Source organism: Alteromonas mediterranea DE (assembly GCF_000020585.3).
Lineage (GTDB): Bacteria > Pseudomonadota > Gammaproteobacteria > Enterobacterales > Alteromonadaceae > Alteromonas > Alteromonas mediterranea.
In genome coordinates this window covers 2,015,285-2,035,919 of record NC_011138.3, presented here as the reverse complement: position 1 = coordinate 2,035,919, position 20,635 = coordinate 2,015,285, and the positions used below count along the sequence as shown (strand labels likewise).

General features: G+C 45.1%; 19 protein-coding genes and 1 pseudogene. 14 read left to right on the top strand and 6 right to left on the bottom strand.

Annotated features, from left to right (window positions below; all coding sequences use genetic code 11):
- The first annotated feature begins 2 nt into the window (after positions 1 to 2).
- The 3 genes from aat (at position 3) to infA (ending at position 1,762) form a co-directional block, all read left to right on the top strand.
- Positions 3 to 749, top strand: a complete 747-nt coding sequence (gene aat / locus MADE_RS09075) for a leucyl/phenylalanyl-tRNA--protein transferase (RefSeq protein WP_012519572.1) — start codon at positions 3 to 5, stop codon at positions 747 to 749.
- Positions 746 to 1,468 carry an arginyltransferase gene (locus MADE_RS09070; protein ID WP_023559669.1) on the top strand — a complete coding sequence of 241 codons (723 nt, stop codon included), beginning with the start codon at positions 746 to 748 and terminating at the stop codon, positions 1,466 to 1,468. The genes aat and MADE_RS09070 overlap by 4 nt, the downstream gene beginning before the upstream one ends.
- 75 nt (positions 1,469 to 1,543) lie before the next feature.
- Positions 1,544 to 1,762 (top strand): translation initiation factor IF-1, encoded by a 219-nt coding sequence (infA, locus tag MADE_RS09065; RefSeq protein WP_008844395.1) that lies wholly within the window; start codon positions 1,544 to 1,546, stop codon positions 1,760 to 1,762.
- 180 nt (positions 1,763 to 1,942) lie between these two features.
- On the opposite strand, the pseudogene clpA reads toward infA, so the two are convergent.
- Positions 1,943 to 4,219 (bottom strand): annotated as a pseudogene (gene clpA, locus MADE_RS09060) (ATP-dependent Clp protease ATP-binding subunit ClpA).
- Between the two features lie 24 nt (positions 4,220 to 4,243).
- Positions 4,244 to 4,564, bottom strand: a complete 321-nt coding sequence (gene clpS / locus MADE_RS09055; protein ID WP_014949331.1) for an ATP-dependent Clp protease adapter ClpS — start codon at positions 4,562 to 4,564, stop codon at positions 4,244 to 4,246.
- A gap of 241 nt (positions 4,565 to 4,805) precedes the next feature.
- On the opposite strand from clpS, the gene cspD reads away from it, so the two are divergent.
- Positions 4,806 to 5,024, top strand: a complete 219-nt coding sequence (gene cspD / locus MADE_RS09050) for a cold shock domain-containing protein CspD (protein ID WP_014949330.1) — start codon at positions 4,806 to 4,808, stop codon at positions 5,022 to 5,024.
- A 536-nt stretch (positions 5,025 to 5,560) separates the two neighbouring features.
- Here cspD and MADE_RS09045 read toward each other — a convergent pair.
- The gene (locus MADE_RS09045; protein WP_023559668.1) at positions 5,561 to 7,780 is read right to left on the bottom strand and encodes an NADP-dependent isocitrate dehydrogenase; all 2,220 of its coding nucleotides are present in this window, start codon (positions 7,778 to 7,780) and stop codon (positions 5,561 to 5,563) included.
- Between the two features lie 511 nt (positions 7,781 to 8,291).
- Between MADE_RS09045 and MADE_RS09040 the strand changes: the two genes are divergently transcribed.
- From MADE_RS09040 to MADE_RS09010, 7 genes are all read left to right on the top strand, one after another.
- On the top strand, positions 8,292 to 8,834 hold the full coding sequence (locus MADE_RS09040) for an rRNA large subunit pseudouridine synthase E (protein ID WP_023559666.1): 543 nt from the start codon (positions 8,292 to 8,294) through the stop codon (positions 8,832 to 8,834).
- Positions 8,835 to 9,219: 385 nt separating this feature from the next.
- Positions 9,220 to 10,347 carry a tRNA 2-thiouridine(34) synthase MnmA gene (mnmA, locus tag MADE_RS09035; RefSeq protein WP_015067099.1) on the top strand — a complete coding sequence of 376 codons (1,128 nt, stop codon included), beginning with the start codon at positions 9,220 to 9,222 and terminating at the stop codon, positions 10,345 to 10,347.
- On the top strand, positions 10,347 to 10,973 hold the full coding sequence (gene hflD / locus MADE_RS09030; protein ID WP_015067098.1) for a high frequency lysogenization protein HflD: 627 nt from the start codon (positions 10,347 to 10,349) through the stop codon (positions 10,971 to 10,973). The genes mnmA and hflD overlap by 1 nt, the downstream gene beginning before the upstream one ends.
- A gap of 13 nt (positions 10,974 to 10,986) precedes the next feature.
- The gene (gene purB / locus MADE_RS09025; RefSeq protein WP_015067097.1) at positions 10,987 to 12,354 is read left to right on the top strand and encodes an adenylosuccinate lyase; all 1,368 of its coding nucleotides are present in this window, start codon (positions 10,987 to 10,989) and stop codon (positions 12,352 to 12,354) included.
- Positions 12,355 to 12,453: 99 nt separating this feature from the next.
- Positions 12,454 to 13,149, top strand: a complete 696-nt coding sequence (locus MADE_RS09020; RefSeq protein WP_023559665.1) for an adenylate/guanylate cyclase domain-containing protein — start codon at positions 12,454 to 12,456, stop codon at positions 13,147 to 13,149.
- Positions 13,150 to 13,321: 172 nt separating this feature from the next.
- Positions 13,322 to 14,488 (top strand): cupin domain-containing protein, encoded by a 1,167-nt coding sequence (locus MADE_RS09015; protein WP_020743473.1) that lies wholly within the window; start codon positions 13,322 to 13,324, stop codon positions 14,486 to 14,488.
- A gap of 9 nt (positions 14,489 to 14,497) precedes the next feature.
- Positions 14,498 to 14,956 (top strand): GNAT family N-acetyltransferase, encoded by a 459-nt coding sequence (locus tag MADE_RS09010; RefSeq protein ID WP_020743472.1) that lies wholly within the window; start codon positions 14,498 to 14,500, stop codon positions 14,954 to 14,956.
- Positions 14,957 to 14,972: 16 nt separating this feature from the next.
- Here the strand turns inward: MADE_RS09010 and MADE_RS09005 are convergent, their stop codons facing one another.
- A complete protein-coding gene (locus MADE_RS09005; RefSeq protein WP_015067093.1) occupies positions 14,973 to 15,389 on the bottom strand; it encodes a DUF4826 family protein in 417 nt (138 codons plus the stop codon).
- Positions 15,390 to 15,409: 20 nt separating this feature from the next.
- On the bottom strand, positions 15,410 to 15,550 hold the full coding sequence (locus tag MADE_RS20580) for a hypothetical protein (protein ID WP_023559664.1): 141 nt from the start codon (positions 15,548 to 15,550) through the stop codon (positions 15,410 to 15,412).
- A gap of 157 nt (positions 15,551 to 15,707) precedes the next feature.
- On the opposite strand from MADE_RS20580, the gene MADE_RS09000 reads away from it, so the two are divergent.
- From MADE_RS09000 to MADE_RS08985, 3 genes are all read left to right on the top strand, one after another.
- Positions 15,708 to 15,923, top strand: a complete 216-nt coding sequence (locus MADE_RS09000) for a PGPGW domain-containing protein (RefSeq protein WP_015067092.1) — start codon at positions 15,708 to 15,710, stop codon at positions 15,921 to 15,923.
- Positions 15,924 to 16,287: 364 nt separating this feature from the next.
- Positions 16,288 to 16,794: a (2Fe-2S)-binding protein gene (locus tag MADE_RS08990; protein WP_015067090.1), complete on the top strand. Its 507-nt coding sequence runs from the start codon at positions 16,288 to 16,290 to the stop codon at positions 16,792 to 16,794.
- The gene (locus MADE_RS08985; protein WP_023559663.1) at positions 16,791 to 19,052 is read left to right on the top strand and encodes a molybdopterin cofactor-binding domain-containing protein; all 2,262 of its coding nucleotides are present in this window, start codon (positions 16,791 to 16,793) and stop codon (positions 19,050 to 19,052) included. The genes MADE_RS08990 and MADE_RS08985 overlap by 4 nt, the downstream gene beginning before the upstream one ends.
- A 362-nt stretch (positions 19,053 to 19,414) precedes the next feature.
- On the opposite strand, the gene MADE_RS08980 is transcribed toward MADE_RS08985, so the two are convergent.
- Positions 19,415 to 20,452 carry an IS110 family RNA-guided transposase gene (locus MADE_RS08980; protein WP_012518857.1) on the bottom strand — a complete coding sequence of 346 codons (1,038 nt, stop codon included), beginning with the start codon at positions 20,450 to 20,452 and terminating at the stop codon, positions 19,415 to 19,417.
- Positions 20,453 to 20,635: the final 183 nt, after the last annotated feature.

Here is a 20,635-nt window from a genome sequence, read left to right as displayed (position 1 = left end):
TTATGATAGCGTTACATTATATTGAAGAAGGCGCGCCCTTCCCGCCTGTTGATACCGCATTAGAAGACCCAAACGGTTTACTTGCCTTCGGCGGCGATTTAAGCCCTGCTCGCTTATTTTCCGCATACTCCCAAGGCATATTTCCGTGGTTTAGTGATGATGAACCGCTCCTTTGGTGGTCACCAAACCCTCGGGCAATCATCGAGCTTAACGAATTTGTTCCGTCAAAAAGCCTTAAAAAATTGGCTCGCAAACAGAAATACACGGTAACGATAAATCACGCATTTGACCGCGTTATAAACGCTTGCTCCGCAATACCTCGCAAGAACCCGAACACGGGTGATTTTTCAGATGAGACTTGGATAACTGAAGATATGATAGCCGCATACAAGCAGCTTAATGGTTTAGGTCTTGTCCACTCTGTTGAGGTATGGCATGACGACGAGTTAGTAGGTGGCCTATACGGCGTTGGTATTGGTAAAGTCTATTGCGGTGAGTCTATGTTTCACCGTGAAAGTAACACGTCAAAGCTAGCTATGCTGGCGCTAGTTGAGCATATGAAAGCTTACGATATGGCGTTTATCGATTGCCAATTGCCCACTGACCACCTTTCTTCATTAGGTGCTAAAACCCTCTCAAGGGAAGACTTTATTGAAAAATTGGAAAACAACAACCACACTTTAACAGATGACGGTAGGCTTCACGAAGACTACCTAGCCCGTTGGAAGCCAAGAGTGATTACACCGTGAAGTTTGGTATAACCCAATCGTTTTCATGTAGCTATTTGCCTGAACAGCAGGAGCAACTGTTAGTTTATGCTGAAAATAACAATTCTCAGCAGTGGCATTATTCGCAGCTTATTCAAGTAGGGTTCAGACGCAGTGGTGAACAAATATATCGCCCTCACTGCCCTGCCTGTAAAGCGTGCAAATCGGTAAGGATCCCCGTTTACGAGTTTACCCCCTCTCGCAGTCAAAAGCGTCTGCTAAAAAGTAATCAGAACTTTAGCGTCAGGCTAGTCGATAAAACCCGTGACGATTACTATCCGCTGTACGAGCGCTATATTACTGAGCGTCATGCTGATGGCAGCATGTACCCCCCGTCGAAAACCCAGTTCGATAACTTCGTACAAAGCGAATGGATGACTACCCATTATCTTGAGGCCTACCACGGCGAAAAACTTATTGCTGTGGCTGTCACTGATATTATTGATGCCAATAAAAACATGAGCGCGCTTTCGGCGCTGTATACATTTTTTGACCCTGACTATAGTCCAGCGTCTTTAGGCACATGGATGATTTTGATGCAGATTGAACAGGCTAAGCGTTTAGGTCACCGCTACGTGTATTTGGGATATTACGTTGATGGTTGTCAAAAAATGTCTTACAAGCATAAATTCCTGCCGTTACAGCAGTTTAGTGACAATGAATGGCATCTATTTAGTAAAAGTAGTAAAATACACACTTAATTGCTTTACACCGTACCCAAGATTGGGTAAGGTCTGCGCGGCAAAAATTTTGAATTACTGAGGTAACTGCTTTACATGGCAAAAGAAGATTGTATTGAAATGGAAGGTACTGTGTTAGACACACTACCTAACACTATGTTCCGCGTTGAACTAGAAAACGGTCACGTAGTGACTGCACACATCTCTGGTAAAATGCGCAAGAACTATATCCGTATTCTTACTGGCGATAAGGTCACCGTTGAGATGACTCCATACGATTTGACTAAAGGTCGAATCATTTATCGCGCAAGATAATGAGCCATTTAAGCGGTAACGCATAAAAAAAGCCCGATATAATCGGGCTTTTTCATATCTGTTGCTGACTCATCAATGCTGTTTCGCATTTACTTACAATGCTTCGCTATTGTAGATAAACGCCAAAGCACTCCGAAGACGACCTACCGCCATCCTTCGGGTACTTTTCTAAAGCTATCGCTAACTAGGCTCAGCTTCTTCAGACGTGGCGCCTACACCTGTGTATTCGAAGGTTAATTTATCTTCTACACAGTCTACTTTCACATTGCCGCCTTTAGACAACTCACCAAATAACAGCTCATTAGCCAACTCTTTCTTCAGATCGTCTTTGATGACACGTGCCATTGGTCGTGCCCCCATCGCTTTGTCATAACCCTTGTCGGCCATGTAAGCACGAGCATCACTGGTTACCTCAAGTGAAACACCTTTCACGTCAAGCTGCGCTTGAAGCTCAATGATAAACTTATCTACCACTTGCAAGATGATTTCAGGGTCCAGATGATTAAACCAAATAATGCCATCTAAACGGTTTCTGAATTCAGGGGTAAATACCTTATTAATTTCCGACAATGCATCATGGCTGTGGTCTTGCTGCTTAAAGCCAATAGACTTGCGCACCGTTTCCTGCACACCAGCGTTGGTGGTCATTACAAGTACAACATTTCTAAAGTCCACTTTGCGGCCGTTGTTATCAGTTAACGTACCATGATCCATCACTTGAAGAAGAATATTGTAGATGTCGCTATGCGCCTTCTCAATTTCATCTAGAAGCACCACAGAGTATGGGTTTTTAATCACCGCGTCTGTTAATAAACCGCCTTGGTCGAAGCCCACATAACCAGGAGGAGCACCAATTAAGCGGCTTACCGCATGACGTTCCATGTATTCAGACATGTCGAAGCGCACTAATTCAACGCCCATAATCTTCGCCAGTTGCTGAGTTACTTCAGTTTTACCGACACCCGTAGGGCCAGCAAACAAGAAACTACCAATTGGTTTGGCTTCGGCCCCTAGGCCTGAACGCGACAGCAAAATAGCGTCGTTAAGCGTCTCTATCGCTTTGTCTTGGCCAAAAACAACCATTTTAAGGTTGCGACCTAGGTTCTTAAGCACTTCTTTGTCAGAGGCTGACACAGACTTCTCAGGAATACGCGCCATTTTTGCAATGATTTGCTCTATGTCTCCTACATTGATAGTCTTTTTGCGTTTTGAAGGCGGTAGCAAGCGTTGACTTGCACCGGCTTCGTCCATCACGTCAATGGCCTTATCTGGAAGGTGACGCTCATTAATGTATTTGGGCCGACAGTTCAACTGCCGCCTGAATCGCTTTTTGCGTAAAGCGCACGTTGTGGTGCTCTTCATAGCGACTCTTGAGCCCAAGCAATATCTTGGTCGTATCGCTTACACTCGGTTCTGTGATATGAACTTTTTGGAAGCGACGGGCCAGCGCACGGTCTTTTTCGAAAATACCTTGGTATTCTTGATATGTGGTAGACCCTATACAGCGAAGTTCACCGCTAGAAAGCTTAGGCTTAAGCAAGTTAGACGCGTCCATTACACCGCCAGATGCAGCACCTGCGCCAATAATAGTGGGGATTTCATCAATAAATAAAATCGCGTGCTTGTCTTTGCCTAATTCTTTTATAATCGATTTTAAACGCTTTTCGAAGTCACCGCGGTACTTAGTCCCCGCCAGCAGCCCACCTAAGTCCAGTGAATGCACAGGACTTTCCGCAATAACATAAGGCACGTCTACGTTCCGATGCGATAAGCTAACCCTTCGGCAATAGCGGTTTTACCCACGCCGGCCTCACCCACAAGTAACGGGTTGTTCTTACGACGACGGCATAGGATTTGAATAGTTCGCTCTACTTCAGAATCGCGGCCAATGAGTGGGTCAATTTTTCCATCTTTGGCATGTTTGTTCAGGTCAGTCGCGTACTTACTTAACGCCGAACCGCCCTCTTCTCCCGACTCGCTCTCTTCTGCAGTTTCCGGGTTAACTGGATCATCGTCATCGGCTTTACTCACGCCATGACTAATAAAGTTCACTACGTCTAACCGGGTAACATCCGCTTTTTTGAGGATATATACCGCCTGAGACTCTTGCTCACTGAAGATTGCAACCAACACATTTGCGCCCGTTACTTCGTCTTTACCCGACGACTGTACGTGGAAGACCGCCCGTTGTAACACACGTTGAAAACCTAACGTAGGCTGGGTTTCCCGCTCGTTCAACTGGTCGTCTAAAATGAGTGGTGTGGTATCTTTCACGAAAGACAATAATTCGCTTTTAATTGCCTCTATATCGGCACCACATGCCTTGAGCGCATCGCGAGCAGCTGAGTTATCAAGCAATGCCAACAACAAGTGCTCAACCGTCATAAACTCATGACGGTGCTCTCTGGCAAATACAAACGCGTCATTCAACGTTTGTTCTAATTCTTTATTTAACATATCGCTCGCCCTCTACAAAAAACCTTATGCTTGCTCCATCGTGCACATCAACGGGTGTTGATGCTTGCGTGCGTACTGATTAACCTGCATCACTTTTGTCTCTGCTATCTCAGCAGTAAAAATGCCACACACGGCTTTTCCTTGATAATGAACGGTTAGCATAAGTTGGTTGGCTTTCTCAGCGTCCATATTGAAAAACTGCATGAGTACTTCAATGACAAAATCCATTGGCGTGTAGTCGTCATTGTTCAACAACACTTTATACATGGGAGGCGGCTGCGGCTTTTGTCGCTGCGCGTCTTTTTGTTTTTCCTTTTCGATACTAATAGCGTTGTCTTTACTCATAACTTAATAATAGTGGTTATCTGGGATATATGTGTACAAACTTTTGGATAAATTTATTCACATTATCCCTTGACATAATATGGTTAAAAAATCTACATTTTGTATTGTGGTGTTGGGTATTGCACAGTGATAACTATTTATAACTTCATATTAGTTACATTCAATACTCTTTCCACCCTGTCTCCGGATCTATAATGGGGGCATATACTCGTGAGTTCAAGGATTAAGAGGAAGTCGAAGTATGGCGGTTGGCAAAGTTAAATGGTTTAACAACGCAAAGGGTTTTGGATTTATCGTTCCTGAGGACGGCGGCGAAGATATTTTCGCGCATTACTCTACGATTCAAATGGAAGGCTACCGTTCGCTAAAAGCGGGACAAGAAGTGACGTTCGAAGTACAGCAAGGCCCTAAAGGGCTACACGCTGAGAACATTGGCTTCAAAGAAGAACCAGAGCGTTAGTAAAAAGAATTTATAAAGCCTGACCTTGCCGTCAGGCTTTTGCTTTTTATGCCATTTATAAAACGCAAAGGCGTACATTCGCGCCTGTGTGGATAATTGTGTCGATTATTATCTGAGCTTTTGTGTTAACTTCTATGTGAGCACGTTTTTCAATTTTTGCGTTAGCATTTGAGTAATTAGCGGCGCGCTACGTTATCTGCACGCTTACCCAAACGATACCTTCAAAGTAATACCCTGCTTAGTACAAGCACTCAAGCCCAATTCCTTAAACCCAGCCCTTTAAAAACAACTCCTTTAAAATCAACTTCTTAAAAACAATTCCTTTAAAAAATAGCCTTCCCTTTTCGATACATGTAAGCAACGCCAAGTTTTACCATTTGTATGCTAAACACGTAAGCACGTTAACGTGCCTTTGAAGGTTAAAAAAAAGCCCGCTCACTTCAGTGAACGGGCTTTTTAATGTTCATATAACGCTACTTATTACGTCATCACAGTTGAACGTTAAGACGTCATACGATCAACTGAGAAAATTGTAATTAAGCGCCAAGAATAGTTTTAAGTGTCTTACTTGGAGACATCGTTGCAAAAAGCTTATCTTCGTCTGGGTAGTAGTAACCGCCAATTTCTTGTGCACTGCCTTGAGTCGCATCAATCTCAGCCAAGATATCATCAATTTTCGCTGATAGCTCTTCATAAACTGGCTTAAACTGCGCTGCAAGATCTGCATCTTCAGTTTGGTTCGCTACTTCTTCAGCCCAGTATAGACCCAGGTAAACATGGCTACCACGGTTGTCTAGCTGGCCCGCTTTACGTAGCGGAGACTTACCATTGTTAAGCAACTTCTCCGTCGCTTTATCAAGGGCTGTAGCAATAACTTTTGCTTTGGTGTTACTGTGCTTGATAGCAACATCTTCTAGCGATACCGCTAGTGCCAGAAATTCACCTAGCGAGTCCGAGCGCAAGTGACATTCTTCAACAACCTGCTGAACGTGGTTAGGCGCACTACCACCCGCACCAGTTTCGTAAAGACCGCCGCCCGCCATCAATGGAACAATTGATAGCATTTTTGCACTAGTACCAAGCTCGAGAATTGGGAATAGGTCAGTTAGGTAATCACGAAGTACGTTACCTGTTACTGAAATAGTGTCTAAACCGCGAAGCGCACGTTCCATGCTGTAGCGAATAGCGCGTACAGGAGACATAATTTGAATGTCTAAACCGTTCGTATCATGGTCTTGAAGGTACTTTTCAACTTTCTTGATAAGTTGCGCATCGTGAGCACGCTCGTCATCTAGCCAGAATACTGCAGGCATACCCGATTGACGTGAACGAGTCACCGCTAGCTTAACCCAATCTTGAATAGGTGCGTCTTTCACCTGACACATACGCCAGATATCACCTTCTTCAACATCGTGAGAAATAAGAACATTGCCGTCTTGGTCAATAATCGACACAGTACCGTCTGCTTCTAGTTCAAACGTTTTGTCGTGTGAACCGTACTCTTCTGCTTTTTGCGCCATTAGACCAACGTTAGGCACTGTACCCATCGTTGTCGGGTCGAATGCACCATGCGTTTTACAGAAGTTGATAACTTCCTGGTAAATGGTTGCATAAGTACTTTCTGGAATCACCGCTTTCGTGTCGTGCGCCTTTCCATCTGGTCCCCACATTTGACCAGAGTTACGAATCATGGCTGGCATAGAAGCATCAACGATTACATCACTTGGCACGTGAAGGTTCGAGATACCTTTGTCAGAGTTCACCATCGCCATTGGAGGGCGGTCGGCATAACATGCGTTGATATCTTTTTGAATTTCTGAGCGCTGGCTTTCTGGTAGACTTGCAATTTTGTCGTAAACGCTACCAAGACCGTTGTTAGGGTTAACACCTAGCTCTTCAAACAGGTCACCCCATTTGTTGAATAGATCTTTGTAAAATACTTTTACACAGTGACCGAATACGATTGGGTGAGACACCTTCATCATGGTCGCTTTTACGTGTAGTGAGAAAAGAACGCCCGTGTTTTTCGCATCTTCAATTTGCTCTTCGAAGAATTCACACAGCGCTTTCTTGCTCATAAACATGCCGTCGATAACTTCGCCAGCTAGCAAGTCCACACGCGGTTTAAGGGTTTTCTTACTACCATCTTTACCCGTAAATTCGATACTTACGTGACCGTCTTTCTCAACCGTCATTGATTTCTCACCAGAGTAGAAATCGCCACCGCGCATGTGGGCTACGTGAGAACGTGATGCTTGAGACCACTCACCCATTGAATGCGGGTGCTTGCGTGCATAATTTTTAACTGCAGTTGGGGCACGGCGATCTGAGTTACCTTCACGTAATACAGGGTTTACTGCACTACCTAGCACCTTACCGTAACGTTCGCGAATGTCTTCTTCTTCAGCAGTTTTTGGTGAATCAGGGAACGCTGGTACATTAAAGCCTTTTGCGTTTAATTCTTTGATAGTTGCACGAAGCTGTGGAATTGAGGCACTGATGTTTGGAAGCTTGATGATGTTAGCGTTCGGGTCTTGGGTCATCTCACCCAGTTCAGCTAGCGCGTCTGGCACTTTTTGTTCTTCAGAAAGATACTCAGGGAAATTTGCCAAAACACGTGCAGCAAGTGAAATATCGCTTAGCTCAACGTCGATATCTGCAGCCGCAGCAAACTTCTGGATAATTGGAAGAAGTGAGTAAGTCGCCAGCATTGGCGCTTCATCAGTCTTCGTGTAGATGATCTTAGACTTGGTCATTATATACCTCAATTTTCTCGACAGGGTACTGTCGTCTTTAGTCCATTAGGTCGCACTAACCCGCAATATTTGTATTGCGCCCACAGTCAATGCGATACGTATTTGATGTTTTCCACCTTTTGCTTTTATTAAGCATTAGGTCACTTGCTGTTTTCTTCCCTGCATATTATTCAATTCCCTATGTTAGCAATAAGCCCCTCGTTGCCATACGCTTAACTTAATAGTTACGCAAAGCGGCAAGGTCTGATGTACAAGCAAGCCCGCTTGTCACTGCTAAAACTGTCCAATAATTATGCAGATGCGCTCTCTTATAAAAATGGGAGCGACCATTAGTATAGGGTCGAAAGTTTGAGTTACAAGTCATACCATTGTCTTAGCACATAAGATCACCGAATTTATCGACAAACTACTGTGCAGAAACGTCTATTTGTGCTGAATTTTCTCAAGCGCGTTAATTTGATTTGAAGTAAAATCCCCACCGAAATCTCGACAATCAACAAGCGGAAGTAACATGTCTTCAAACGCCAAAGTGGTGCTGTTTAATAAGCCCTTTCAAGTTCTTTCTCAATTTACCGACGCGGACGGTAGAGAGACGCTAAAAGATTATATTGATATTCCCGATGTTTACGCTGCAGGTCGCCTAGACCGAGATTCTGAAGGCCTCTTAGTACTCACTAATGATGGTAAGCTTCAACACAAACTGGCAAACCCCAAAGCCAAGACCAGCAAAACCTATTGGGTACAGGTTGAAGGTGTAATGGACGAAAAAGCCATGCAGGCGCTACGCGATGGTGTTGAATTAAAAGACGGCATGACTCGCCCAGCTAAAGTAAAAGCGATGAAGGAGCCTGACGTATGGCCAAGAAACCCGCCTGTGCGTTTCAGACAATCTATTCCAACTAGCTGGGTGTCGATTACCATTACAGAAGGCAGAAACAGACAAGTAAGACGTATGACAGCGCACGTAGGTTTCCCTACCCTTCGCCTTATTAGGTATAGAGTTGGCAACTGGACCATAGATGGCATTGAAAATGGCAAGTACGTGAGTTTTTGATGACTAAACCTAGCCCAATACTTGAATTCACTTTTGTCGACCACACTAATGTGGCACCGAGAAGCTGGAAATATATCAACCGATAGGCATAGCTGTACCTTGTGGTGCTTATTTACGCATAGAAACATTTATGCGTTAAGAACCAAGCATGTCCACGTACAAATTTAATTACTTAATCAGATAAGGATTAAGTGTGAATTACCGATCGGAATCTGATAAAATCCGCGACCTCGAAAACAGGCCTATTTGTTCTTGGTAACTTACGTTAAAGCTCACATAGCAGCTTGGTGGAATAGCCCACCAAATAAGTAACTGTATTGGCAAATTCATAAGTATGTTAATGCATGACCCCATTAGCAAATAAGGCTTCTTTTTTATTAATCAAATGAGTGTGCAATCCATAGTGAGTGATATTGAATCTAACGCCAGCAAAAAAGTAATCGTCGGCATGTCCGGCGGAGTCGATTCTTCTGTTTCAGCCTACCTGCTTCAACAACAGGGTTACCAGGTTGAAGGCCTTTTCATGAAAAACTGGGAAGAGGATGACAACGATGAATACTGCGCTGCAGCGGAAGATTTAAAAGATGCGCAGGCGGTAGCTGATAAACTAGGTATTGAGCTACACACTATTAATTTTGCTGCTGAATACTGGGATAACGTGTTTGAGTATTTCTTAGAGGAATACAAAGCCGGCCGTACGCCAAACCCAGACATCATGTGTAACAAAGAAATCAAGTTTAAAGCGTTTCTAGAATTTGCAGCCGAAGACCTTGGCGCTGACTACATTGCTACCGGTCACTACGTGCGCCGCAGAGAGGTAGACGGCAAATGGCAGATGCTTCGCGGTTTAGATAACAACAAAGACCAAAGTTATTTTCTTTACACGCTTGGCGAAGAGCACGTTGCTAAAACCCTTTTCCCGGTTGGCGATATCGAAAAGCCATTAGTTCGCAAAATTGCTGAAGAGCAAGGTCTTATCACCCATGATAAGAAAGACTCTACAGGGATTTGTTTTATCGGCGAGCGCAAGTTTAAAGATTTTCTAGCGCGGTACCTTCCCGCTCAACCTGGGGTTATTGAAACCGCAGAGGGTGAAGAAATTGGCCAGCACGAAGGCTTGATGTACCACACACTAGGTCAGCGTAAAGGGCTACACATTGGTGGTTTGGCGAAATACGGTGACGACCCTTGGTATGTAGTTGATAAAGATGTTGCTCGCAACGTGCTTATTGTGGGCCAAGGTGCCGACCACCCTCGCCTTTACTCTAAAGGCTTGGTAGCAAAACAGCTGCACTGGGTAGATAGAAAAACGATTACAGAGCCTATGCGCGCTGTAGTTAAAACCCGTTATCGTCAGGCCGATATCCCTTGTACAATAACGCCGACTCAAGACGACACCATTGAAGTGATGTTTGATGAGCCACAAAAGGCGGTAACGCCGGGGCAATCTGCGGTATTTTATATTGATGAAGTATGCCTTGGTGGCGGTATTATTGAGAGTTATATTCGCTGATGTTAGATACCGATATAGAAAATAACCTTGCCCTCGCCGGGGTGTGTCAAGCAGCTGCACTTGTTCAGCAGCTTGCACGACGAGGCTCAGCCGATAACGAAGCACTAGAAGCAAGCTTGTCGAGTATATTGGTTACCGACCCCGATACTCCCCAGCAGGTTTTCGGCCAGCTTAATAACCTAAAAACCGGATATACGACGCTTGCTGCACAACTGTCAGATAAACAAGCCACCAAAGATACCGAGCTAACCCGCTACATTGCCAGTATTCTAGGGTTAGAGCGTAAATTAGCGCGAAAACCAAAGGCCATGAATGAACTGGGTGAGCGCATTTCACACGTCCAGCGCCAGCTTGCCCATGTCGACTTTCAAAACCCGCAAATTGTTGCCTCTCTTGCGAGTATTTACAGCGATATTATCAGCCCACTAGCCCCCCGTATTCAGGTGGCAGGCAATCCAGATTATCTAGGCCAACCCGCTACACAGCATAAAGTACGAGCACTTCTTCTTGCTGGCGTACGCGCTGCTGTAATGTGGCGTCAAATGGGCGGCAAACGAAGAAACATATTATTTAAACGCAAACACATTCTTAACAGTGCTGTAAAAGCACTACGATTAATAAACTAGTGAGGAGCTTAAGGTGGAACTGAGTCAGTTAACTGCAATTTCCCCTGTCGATGGTCGATATGCTGGCAAAAGCGTAGAATTACGCAGTATTTTCAGTGAATACGGCTTATTAAAATACCGTGTGGAAGTAGAAGTACGTTGGTTACAAATGCTATCTACTCACCCACAAATTAAAGAAGTTCCTGCCTTTAGCGACAAGTCAAATGCACTACTTGACAACATTGTGGCTGAATTTAGTGTTGAAGATGCTATGCGCATCAAGGAAATTGAGCGCACTACCAACCACGATGTAAAAGCGGTTGAATACTTCCTTAAAGAGAAAGTCGCCGACAACAGTGAGCTTTCAGCGGTAAACGAGTTCATCCACTTTGCTTGCACGTCTGAAGACATTAACAACCTTTCTCACGGTTTAATGCTCCGCGAAGCTCGCGAGACCGTTATTCTTCCTTACTGTGATAAGCTTATTGATGCGCTTGTAGAACTTGCTAAGCGCTATCAAAACGTACCAATGATGGCACGTACCCACGGTCAGCCTGCTTCGCCCACCACTATGGGTAAAGAAATGGCAAACGTAGCCATTCGCTTAAAACGCCAGCGCAGCCAAATCGCAAAGGTTGAGCTGCTTGGTAAAATCAACGGCGCGGTGGGTAATTACAACGCGCACCTGTCAGCGTATAAAGACGTTGATTGGCACGGCGTATCAGAAAGCTTCGTTACATCACTAGGCCTGACCTGGAACCCGTTTACTACGCAAATTGAACCACACGACTACATCGCAGAAATGTTCGATGCTATCGCTCGTTTTAACACCATTCTTATCGATTTCGATCGTGATGTTTGGGGCTACATTGCACTGGGTCACTTTAAGCAAAAAACCGTAGCGGGTGAAATTGGTTCTTCTACCATGCCGCATAAAGTTAACCCTATCGACTTTGAAAACTCAGAAGGTAACTTAGGTTTAGCGAACGCAATCTTTGACCATCTTGCCGCCAAGCTTCCCATTTCACGCTGGCAGCGCGACCTGACTGATTCCACAGTGCTTCGTAATCTAGGTGTGGGTGTGGGCTATGCGGTAATTGCTTACCAAGCAACCCTTAAAGGCATCAGCAAACTAGAAGTTAACGAGCAAAGCTTGCTTAACGAACTCGATAACAACTGGGAACTACTGGCCGAGCCCATTCAAACAGTAATGCGTCGTTACGGCATAGAAAAGCCGTATGAGAAGCTTAAAGAGCTTACCCGCGGTAAGAAAGTTAATGCAGACGTTATTGCTGAGTTTATCGACAACCTAGACATGCCTGAGGCCGCGAAAACAGAGCTTAAAGCACTGTCTCCGGCGACCTATATTGGCGATGCAATCAGGCTTGTAGATCAGTTATAAGCATAACGCTTTTCCATTACACTAAAACGCGGTCGTAAAACACCGCGTTTTTTTATGCCAGTAAATAAAATACCCAATCGAACAATACAGGGCGAGCGAATGGCGTTGCACAAACCTATCGATATACCGTTACCACCCACAAACAATTGGGTTACCAAACAGCGTGTAGAAAATACGGTTGTGATTTTTGCCGATCTTTCTGGCTTTCAGCAGTTCGCCGCTGACTATGGCGATATGACATGTATGGGAGTTATTGAAGGCCTATTTGAAAAGTTCGACGAGTTTGCCCGCCTACATCAATTAACCCCACTAAAAACTAATGGCGATCAATATATCGCCGTTGGGTTTTCGGCTCATCCGAAGCACATTCTTCCTAGCAGCTTTAACACGAATATTCATCAGCGCGCTTCACTCAAAGAATCACTTTGCCGGTCTGTTCGCGATGCTGTTTCCGCGGCATTTCACTTTGCGTGTAAAGCCAGAGACGAAGTGAATAGCCATCCACTTTTGGTATCTTCTTCATGTTATTTACGTGTAGGTATAGCGACAGGTTCCGTCATTGCAGGGCGATCATCTCGCCGCTTTGGAAATTTCGATATTTGGGGAGCGACCGTTAACCGTGCAGCCATGTTAGAGCAGTTTACGGCGCCAAACACAATTGCAATGTGTGATAGAAGCGGCTCATTATTAATAAGTCCTGAACACAATAGGCCGCTACTCCATGGCAACCACCTATTGCTTTACCCAAAGTACTTAAAAACTAAAGCCGAAGGTATTCTTGCGCATATTTGTTAATCAATCGCACGATTTTTCACACCAGACCTCGCGCGTAATTTTTTCACACCATACGCGCCGTTTTAAGGTGTAAGGTGGTAATACGTTCACCAATATTTGATAATGCCGGCAATAGCAATGTTTAGCGCTTTTCGCGTTAAACTGTACACTGACACTAAAATAATGAGACGCCATGCGCACCAACGACACTTCGTACTTTATTGATGCACAAACCGGAAAAGGGTTTGATGCCGATACTTTCCTTAAGCACTATTGGCAGCAAAAGCCGGTGGTTATTAAGCAATTTTTCACAGATTTTGACGACCCTATCGATGAAAACGACCTTGCCGGGCTCGCACAGGAATCTGAGGTGGATGCAAGAGTGATCAGCAACGTACAGGGAAACTGGCATGTTGAACAAGGGCCCATTACTGACTTTGACCATGCCTGTCAGGGCAAGTGGACACTGTTGGTTCAAGGTGTAGACAAGTACGTGCCAGATGTTGCGCCCATTTTATCGCCCTTTTCATTCGTTCCTCACTGGCGTTTAGACGATTTAATGGTGAGCTTTGCAACGAACGGCGCTGGGGTTGGTGCCCACATCGACCAGTACGATGTATTTCTTGTTCAGGGAAAAGGAAAGCGTCGTTGGCGTGTCGGTCAACCTGGTGATTATAAAGAGGTCTTTCCTCACCCTAAACTTCGACAGATTGAACGTTTTACCCCAGTTATTGACGTTGTAGTCGAACCCGGCGATGTGATCTACGTGCCGCCAGGTTGGCCTCACGACGGCGAAACAGTGGAAGATAGTTTGACCTACTCAGTAGGCTATCGCGCTCCGGACAACCTTCAGCTAGCAGAGAGTTTAGCGATGATGCTAGATAAAGGCGCGCACAACTATCGTTTTACTGATATTGGGCGTACACACCAAAATAACCCGGCGTTGGTGAGCACAAGCGATATCGCAGCCCTCAAACAACAGCTCATTGACGCAATTAACGGTGAAGATTTTACCCTTGCTCTATTAGAAGCGATGAGCGAACAAGGTATTCCAGAGTACCCGTTAGATAACGAAGTTAACCTAGAGCAGGTTTCAAACGACCTAGCCGCGGGTATGAGCTTTGCACCTGCCCCTGGGGTTAGAGCGTTACTTTGCGACGGTAAGCGAGGCCTACCTCGTGCGCTCTATGTAAACGGTAGCCAATTTACTTTCGCTAAAAATGACCAAGAATGGTTTGAAGTGCTGGCATCAGGGTCAATTTTGAACGCAACATGTTGTCAGGATGCACCGTCTTTTACATTTTTAGAAACCTTAACTACACTTATCAATAATGGTTACTGGGAATGGTTCGAGGGATAACAGTCACGTATGACGTTTACCGTAAAGAACGTCGATTGGGAGAAGGATAAACATCGACTAAAAGCACTAAGGGAACACGTATTCGTTTTGGAATGGCGCGTTCCCCAGGCCAGTGAATTCGATGAACACGACAGTTCAGCGTGTCACGTGTTAATTGTTGATGCTAATAACGACCCCATCGCTACCGGGCGCCTAACAACAAAAGGGGAACTTGGCCGCATAGCCGTTAAGCGCTCTTACCGAACTTTACACGTATACCGCGTGCTATTTAAAGCGTTGTTGAAAGCTGCAAAGCAAAACAACCTTCCCATTATCAAGGTAGTGTGTAACTTAGAAAGTGTCTCTTACCACAAGTCTCTTGGTTTTATTCCTGATGGTCAGGTATTTATGGATGCTGGGGTGCCTCGACAGCGTTTAAAATGCCCGGCAGAGCGATTCCCTCTGCCAGACGTAACCCAATTGCATTAAGGCGAGTAAAACGTTATTAAGCCCACAAATCGGGTGTATTTTGCATAGCGAACAAGCTTTCAGCGCGGTTAATGAGTAATGCGCCAAACGCTTTTTGACTATCGTCTGCCCCTTCTGCATTAATCAAATTCTCAGCTTTTAACTGCCAATGCATAGCGAAATGACGCAGCACATCTTTCGCATCTGCAGCATTGTCGACTGACGTGTAATCGGTAGGTAAATCTCCGCTAATTACCCAGTATTGTTTGCCGTCCATTGCTCTTATCTTCCACACCGCAAGGTAAGGCATTAAATAGCGACTTTCTTCTGTTGTGACTGAGTCAAACAGTACGCCATTTTCTGCGAGAAACTTATTGGCTTTCTGAAACTGTTCTCTTACCCATTCTGCGCGCTGTTCTTCGCTGACTGGTTGGTTTTCTTGTTGTTCTGCCATAACTGCTCTCTTTCTTATCGTTATAAATCGCCTGCACAAATATGCGAAGCGCTTTTTCTCATAGGCATTACGCAAGCTTCTAATGCCCTTGCATGTCTTTCTTTGTACTTTATTTCTGGGTAGCGATCCACCGTAATTAAGCGGTTATCTTCGCTTTTCATATCAAGTGGCTACTTATTCATCAATAGCTCACTGCGCTGCTGTACGCAACGTGATGTAACAACGGCACCATACAAACATTTACAATTATTTTATTGGCAAATACGCCAATTTCACTCACACTGTTGTTCTTGCATTTAAGAACGAGCGTTCACTTTCATGCGAATAGTTAGACTTACATTAGGGGCTATCTTGTTTATTGGCGGGATCGTTCTAACGCTTCTTCCTGGCTCAATCTTACTCGTTGTCGGTGGGCTAATGCTGTTAAGCTATGACTGGCCCCGCGCTAGAGGCTGGCTAAAATACAGTCAAAAAACCATGACCACGGGGGCGCGAAAAATCGATCGCTTCTTGCTAATGAGAAGACTTCGTTAAATTCGAATCTCTTACTTTTCGTAAACCAGTCTTACCCCTATTCAACGGGCTGCTTCTTTCGCATTTTTCCATAACCTCTGACACCATTTAGTCGCAGCCTGCTAGCAGTTAAACTTATGTATATGCGTATTCGTATAATGCGTGTTAACGTAATCTTAATTATAAATAGCGAAGCCTTTAATAATAAAAACAGTGGCAAATATCCTAGTATGCGCAGCGTCTTGGATAGTTCGCATTATCAGGCAACGGAACCGTATAGATATAACACGTGTAATGCGCTTATTGCACAGTATGCCGCTTGGGTGAGAGGCCCTATTAATATTGGGCTAGCGTATATCTATCGTTTACCTATGGAGACAAGACCATGATCACGTTTACCGTAAATGGTAACAAACACGAATTTGCAGGTGATCCTTCAACCCCAGTGTTGTGGTACCTTCGTGATGAATTAAATCTTACAGGGCCTAAATTTGGCTGTGGTATGGCGCAATGCGGCGCATGTACCGTTCATATTGATGGTATGGCGCAACGCTCCTGTGTTCTGCCGGTTTCGGCGGTTCAGGGTAAAAAGATCACTACGATTGAAGGCTTAAGCGAAAACGGCGACCATCCGGTTCAAAAAGCCTGGGTTGAACATAAAGTGCCTCAGTGCGGTTTTTGTCAATGTGGACAGATTATGCAGGCAGCTAGCTTACTCTCAACGAACCCAACGCCTAGCGACGAAGAGATTGTACAGAACATGTCAGGCAACATTTGCCGGTGTGGCACCTACCCTCGTATTCACAAAGCAATAAAGTCTGCTTCTAAATCCATCAGCGCCACCGCTGGTGTGAATTACTTCGACCCAGCAACCGAGGGAGAAGAAGCATGAGCGAAAATAGATACTTCGACATGAACCGCCGCAGTTTCTTGAAGTCTACCGCTGCCGCAGGTGCCTTGGTGTTAGGCACATATTTTATGGGCAGTGCGCCACGTGCTATGGCTGGCGTTTTGGCTAAGCCAGCAGAAAATGCAAAGCGCGCAAACTTATTCATTGCACTGCGCCCTGACGGCATGGTTGAAGTAACCTGCCACCGCAGTGAAATGGGCCAGCAGATCCGCACCGCTATTGCGCAAATTGTTGCGGATGAAATGGAAGCGGCATGGGATAAAGTGATTGTTATTCAGGGTAAGGGCGACCCTAAATACGGCGACCAAAACACAGACGGTTCACGCAGCATTCGTTTCAACATGCAGCGCCTTCGCGAGATGGGCGCAAGCGTACGCTACATGATGCAACACGCCGCAGCCAAGCGTTGGGGGGTTGAGCCTAGTAGCTGTGTTGCCGAACAACACATGGTTAGCCATAACTCTGGCAAGTCTATCGCTTATAAAGACCTTATCGACGACGCATTAACCATTACGCCGCCAGAAGCAGACAAGCTTCAGCTTAAAGAAAGAAAAGAATGGCGTTACATCAATACAGGCATGGCGCATATTGACCTTCAGGACATTGTAACCGGTAAGGCAACATTTGCCGCCGATGTGCGTGAGCCCAAGGCACTGGTTGCTATTATCGAGCGTCCTCCAGTGGTGGGCGGTAAAGTGAAAAGCTTTGATGTCAGTAAAGCAAAAGCGGTTTCCGGTGTTGTAGATATCATCGAAATTCCTGCACCTAAAGGCGCACCGCAATTTCAACCCAAAGGCGGTATTGCCATTATTGCTAACAATACGTGGGCCGCTTGGCAGGGGCGAAAAGCCCTTGATGTAGAATGGGATGACGGTGCTAACGGCGACTATAACTCAGAAAGTTTTAAAGCGCAGTTGCTTAGTACAGTAAACGCACCGCAAACCCTTGTTAGGGAGAAAGGCGATGCGCTAAGCGTTTTAGAAAACGCCAGCGACAAGCTCATTGCCGATTATTACGTTCCACATCTTGCACAGGCCCCTATGGAGCCACCATGTGCAACGGCAATGTATTACAAAGATCGCGTAGATATATGGGCTGCAACACAAAATCCACAAGCTGATATGGAAACCGTTGGCGCTATGGTTGGCATGGACAAAGAGAAAATCAATGTTCACGTGACCATGCTAGGCGGGGCATTTGGCCGTAAATCTAAGCCTGACTTTTCCGCTGAAGCCGCTTACCTTTCAATGAAAACGGGCAAACCAATTCGCGTACAGTGGACCCGTGAAGACGATATTCAGCACGGTTTTTACCACGCGGTATCAGCCCAACACGTTGAAGCGGCGCTTGACGAAAACGGTAAGATTGACGCGTACCTGCATAGAACCGCGTTCTCGCCTATTGCTTCGACCTTTCAAGAAGGTGCCAACGCCCCCTTCAGTTTTGAGTTAGATTTGGGCTTTACTGATAACCCAATCCTGACACCAAACATGAAGTTAGAGCGTGGTGAAGCACCGGCTAAAGCGCGAATTGGTTGGATGCGCTCGGTATCGAACATCTTTCACGCTTTTGCAGTGCAATCATTTATCAATGAAGCAGCGTACAAAGCGGGGAAAGATACAAAAGATTACTTACTGGAAGTTATCGGTCCTGACAGAATTTTAGATGTTACCGAGCAAAAAGCCGAGTACAACAATTACTGGGGCGACAAATCGGTATACCCACTTGATACGTCTCGCCTCAAAAACGTGATAGAGAAAGTGTCTGACATGGCTGACTGGGGCCGGGAAATGCCAAAAGGACGAGGTTTAGGCATTGCAGCGCACCGAAGCTTTCTAACTTATGTTGCCACAGTGGTGGAAGTAGAAGTCTCTGACAAAGGCGACTTAAACGTGATCAAATCTTGGGTGGCTATTGATGCAGGAACGGTAGTAAATACTGATACCGTTAAAAACCAAACCCAGGGTGGTTCTGTATTTGGTATCACCACGGCCATTAGCGACGGTATCACGTTTGATAAAGGCCGCGTACAGCAAAGTAACTTCCATAACTACCGTGTGCCGCGAATGAGCGACTCGCCGCTAGAGGTAGAAGTTGAGGTAATTGAAAGCGACGCACCTCCAGCAGGTGTGGGTGAACCGGCAACGCCGGTATACGCGCCTGCGCTATGTAATGCCATTTTCGCTGCTTGCGGTAAGCGTATTCGACAGGTACCTATAGGTGACCAACTTAAAGCTTAGAAACTTACCATTACCGCAAATAAAATTTATTTCGGTATTGATGCAGACAGAAAAAAGGGTAATCACTGAAGTGATTACCCTTTTTTATAACTGCCTACGTTTAATAGCTAATTTTCCCTTGCTATTGTGCCTTGGCTCCGCTTATGTGGACTCCCCCTTTGTCAACAACAGTATTAGCCAGTTAAAGAATAAATGCGTGCTTATGTACGAGCTCTAATAGGGAAGCTATCCCAGGCTCTATGATATTTACGCGAACTTGTTGTCAAATCTCGATAACGAGCTCGAAGCTCTGAGCGAAGCACTGACTAAACAAGCTGATTTTCATCTTTTTTGAGCATTTTTGTTGTTGGGCAAAACCTCTATTAAGCAGCGAGTAGTTCTGCTTTGTATTCTGTGCCATTTGTAAGCATCGCGAATGCCGTTCTTACTGTTTTATTTGCTAGCGCGACCGCTGTACAGCGCTTACCTCTGCGTTCAACCATCTGCTGGATCCACATCTCTTTTTTGGTTTTTGCTGGTCGTCTCATCGCCTGATTAACTGCTGACATTGCACCGCTAACTAAGCAACTTCGTAGCATATTATTTTTAACGTACTTGCCCACCGAGCCCAATTTTACTTTACCGCCCGACGAATGTTGAATAGGCGTTAAACCAATACAGGCAGATGCATCGCGACCTTTTTCAAATTGCCCCATCTCTCCACAGCCCAGTGCCATATAAAGATTCACAGCGTTTAACGGACCTACACCTTCTAGGGCCTGTAGCGATTTACATATTTCGTGGCCGTTTGCTGCTTTTTCTAAATATAAATCGTACTGCTTTATCGACTCAATACCACGCTGGAGTTGTTGCCAGCTAGTACTGAGAGCTTGCCTAAAAACCATGGAAAAGCCATTTTCAGCATCTTCCAGTACGCCTTCAACAACGCCACTTAACCCTCCCTGACTAGGCGAGATTCGGATATTAAACTCTAGCAATAAAGATTTAATTTGTTGCTGCATTGCGACTTTATGCTTAACGGCCAACTCTCGCAGACGAACCAAGGTTTGTAGCTCTTGCTGCTCTTTTGATTTGCCGTTAATAAACGAAACATCGGTGAGTTGAGCAGCTTGCGCAACCGCTAAGGCGTCGTTTTTATCTGTTTTCTGATTTTGCCTAACACTAGCAACCAATTTTGCTGAAATTAATCGAGCATCATGCCCATATTCCAACGCTTTTTGCTTCCAGTAGTTTGATGTACTACATGCTTCAAAAACAATTGTCATTGGTTTTGACGACGCTAGCCAAGAACCAAATTCTATCGGTGTCATCGCCTGATTAGACTGCACCTTGTTGCGTTTACAAACGCAAACCTGAATTTCTTCTTTCGCTAAATCAACACCTGTGATTATATTGTGCATGTTGGACTCCATAATATTTTTTGTGTGAGAACTAAAATATTAACCCAGCTCACTGAGTTGGGGGAGTCCAATTATCTAGCTAACTTAAGGTCACACTGCGAAAAGCTGCTATGGGTGCGAGAGAAGACTATAAAGGTTGTAAATACTAAGGCAAAAACAAGCAACAGATATGATGACGCACGC

Bases quoted from the DNA above. Each gene is read 5' to 3' on its own strand.
- aat (WP_012519572.1), top strand. From the start codon at position 3: ATGATAGCGTTACATTATATTGAAGAAGGCGCGCCCTTCCCGCCTGTT.
- MADE_RS08980 (WP_012518857.1), bottom strand. From the start codon at position 20,452: ATGCACAATATAATCACAGGTGTTGATTTAGCGAAAGAAGAAATTCAG.
- cspD (WP_014949330.1), top strand. From the start codon at position 4,806: ATGGCGGTTGGCAAAGTTAAATGGTTTAACAACGCAAAGGGTTTTGGA.
- MADE_RS20580 (WP_023559664.1), bottom strand. From the start codon at position 15,550: ATGAAAAGCGAAGATAACCGCTTAATTACGGTGGATCGCTACCCAGAA.
- MADE_RS08990 (WP_015067090.1), top strand. From the start codon at position 16,288: ATGATCACGTTTACCGTAAATGGTAACAAACACGAATTTGCAGGTGAT.
- MADE_RS08985 (WP_023559663.1), top strand. From the start codon at position 16,791: ATGAGCGAAAATAGATACTTCGACATGAACCGCCGCAGTTTCTTGAAG.
- MADE_RS09010 (WP_020743472.1), top strand. From the start codon at position 14,498: ATGACGTTTACCGTAAAGAACGTCGATTGGGAGAAGGATAAACATCGA.
- MADE_RS09020 (WP_023559665.1), top strand. From the start codon at position 12,454: ATGGCGTTGCACAAACCTATCGATATACCGTTACCACCCACAAACAAT.
- hflD (WP_015067098.1), top strand. From the start codon at position 10,347: ATGTTAGATACCGATATAGAAAATAACCTTGCCCTCGCCGGGGTGTGT.
- infA (WP_008844395.1), top strand. From the start codon at position 1,544: ATGGCAAAAGAAGATTGTATTGAAATGGAAGGTACTGTGTTAGACACA.
- mnmA (WP_015067099.1), top strand. From the start codon at position 9,220: ATGAGTGTGCAATCCATAGTGAGTGATATTGAATCTAACGCCAGCAAA.
- MADE_RS09045 (WP_023559668.1), bottom strand. From the start codon at position 7,780: ATGACCAAGTCTAAGATCATCTACACGAAGACTGATGAAGCGCCAATG.
- MADE_RS09015 (WP_020743473.1), top strand. From the start codon at position 13,322: ATGCGCACCAACGACACTTCGTACTTTATTGATGCACAAACCGGAAAA.
- MADE_RS09005 (WP_015067093.1), bottom strand. From the start codon at position 15,389: ATGGCAGAACAACAAGAAAACCAACCAGTCAGCGAAGAACAGCGCGCA.
- MADE_RS09000 (WP_015067092.1), top strand. From the start codon at position 15,708: ATGCGAATAGTTAGACTTACATTAGGGGCTATCTTGTTTATTGGCGGG.
- clpS (WP_014949331.1), bottom strand. From the start codon at position 4,564: ATGAGTAAAGACAACGCTATTAGTATCGAAAAGGAAAAACAAAAAGAC.
- MADE_RS09040 (WP_023559666.1), top strand. From the start codon at position 8,292: ATGTCTTCAAACGCCAAAGTGGTGCTGTTTAATAAGCCCTTTCAAGTT.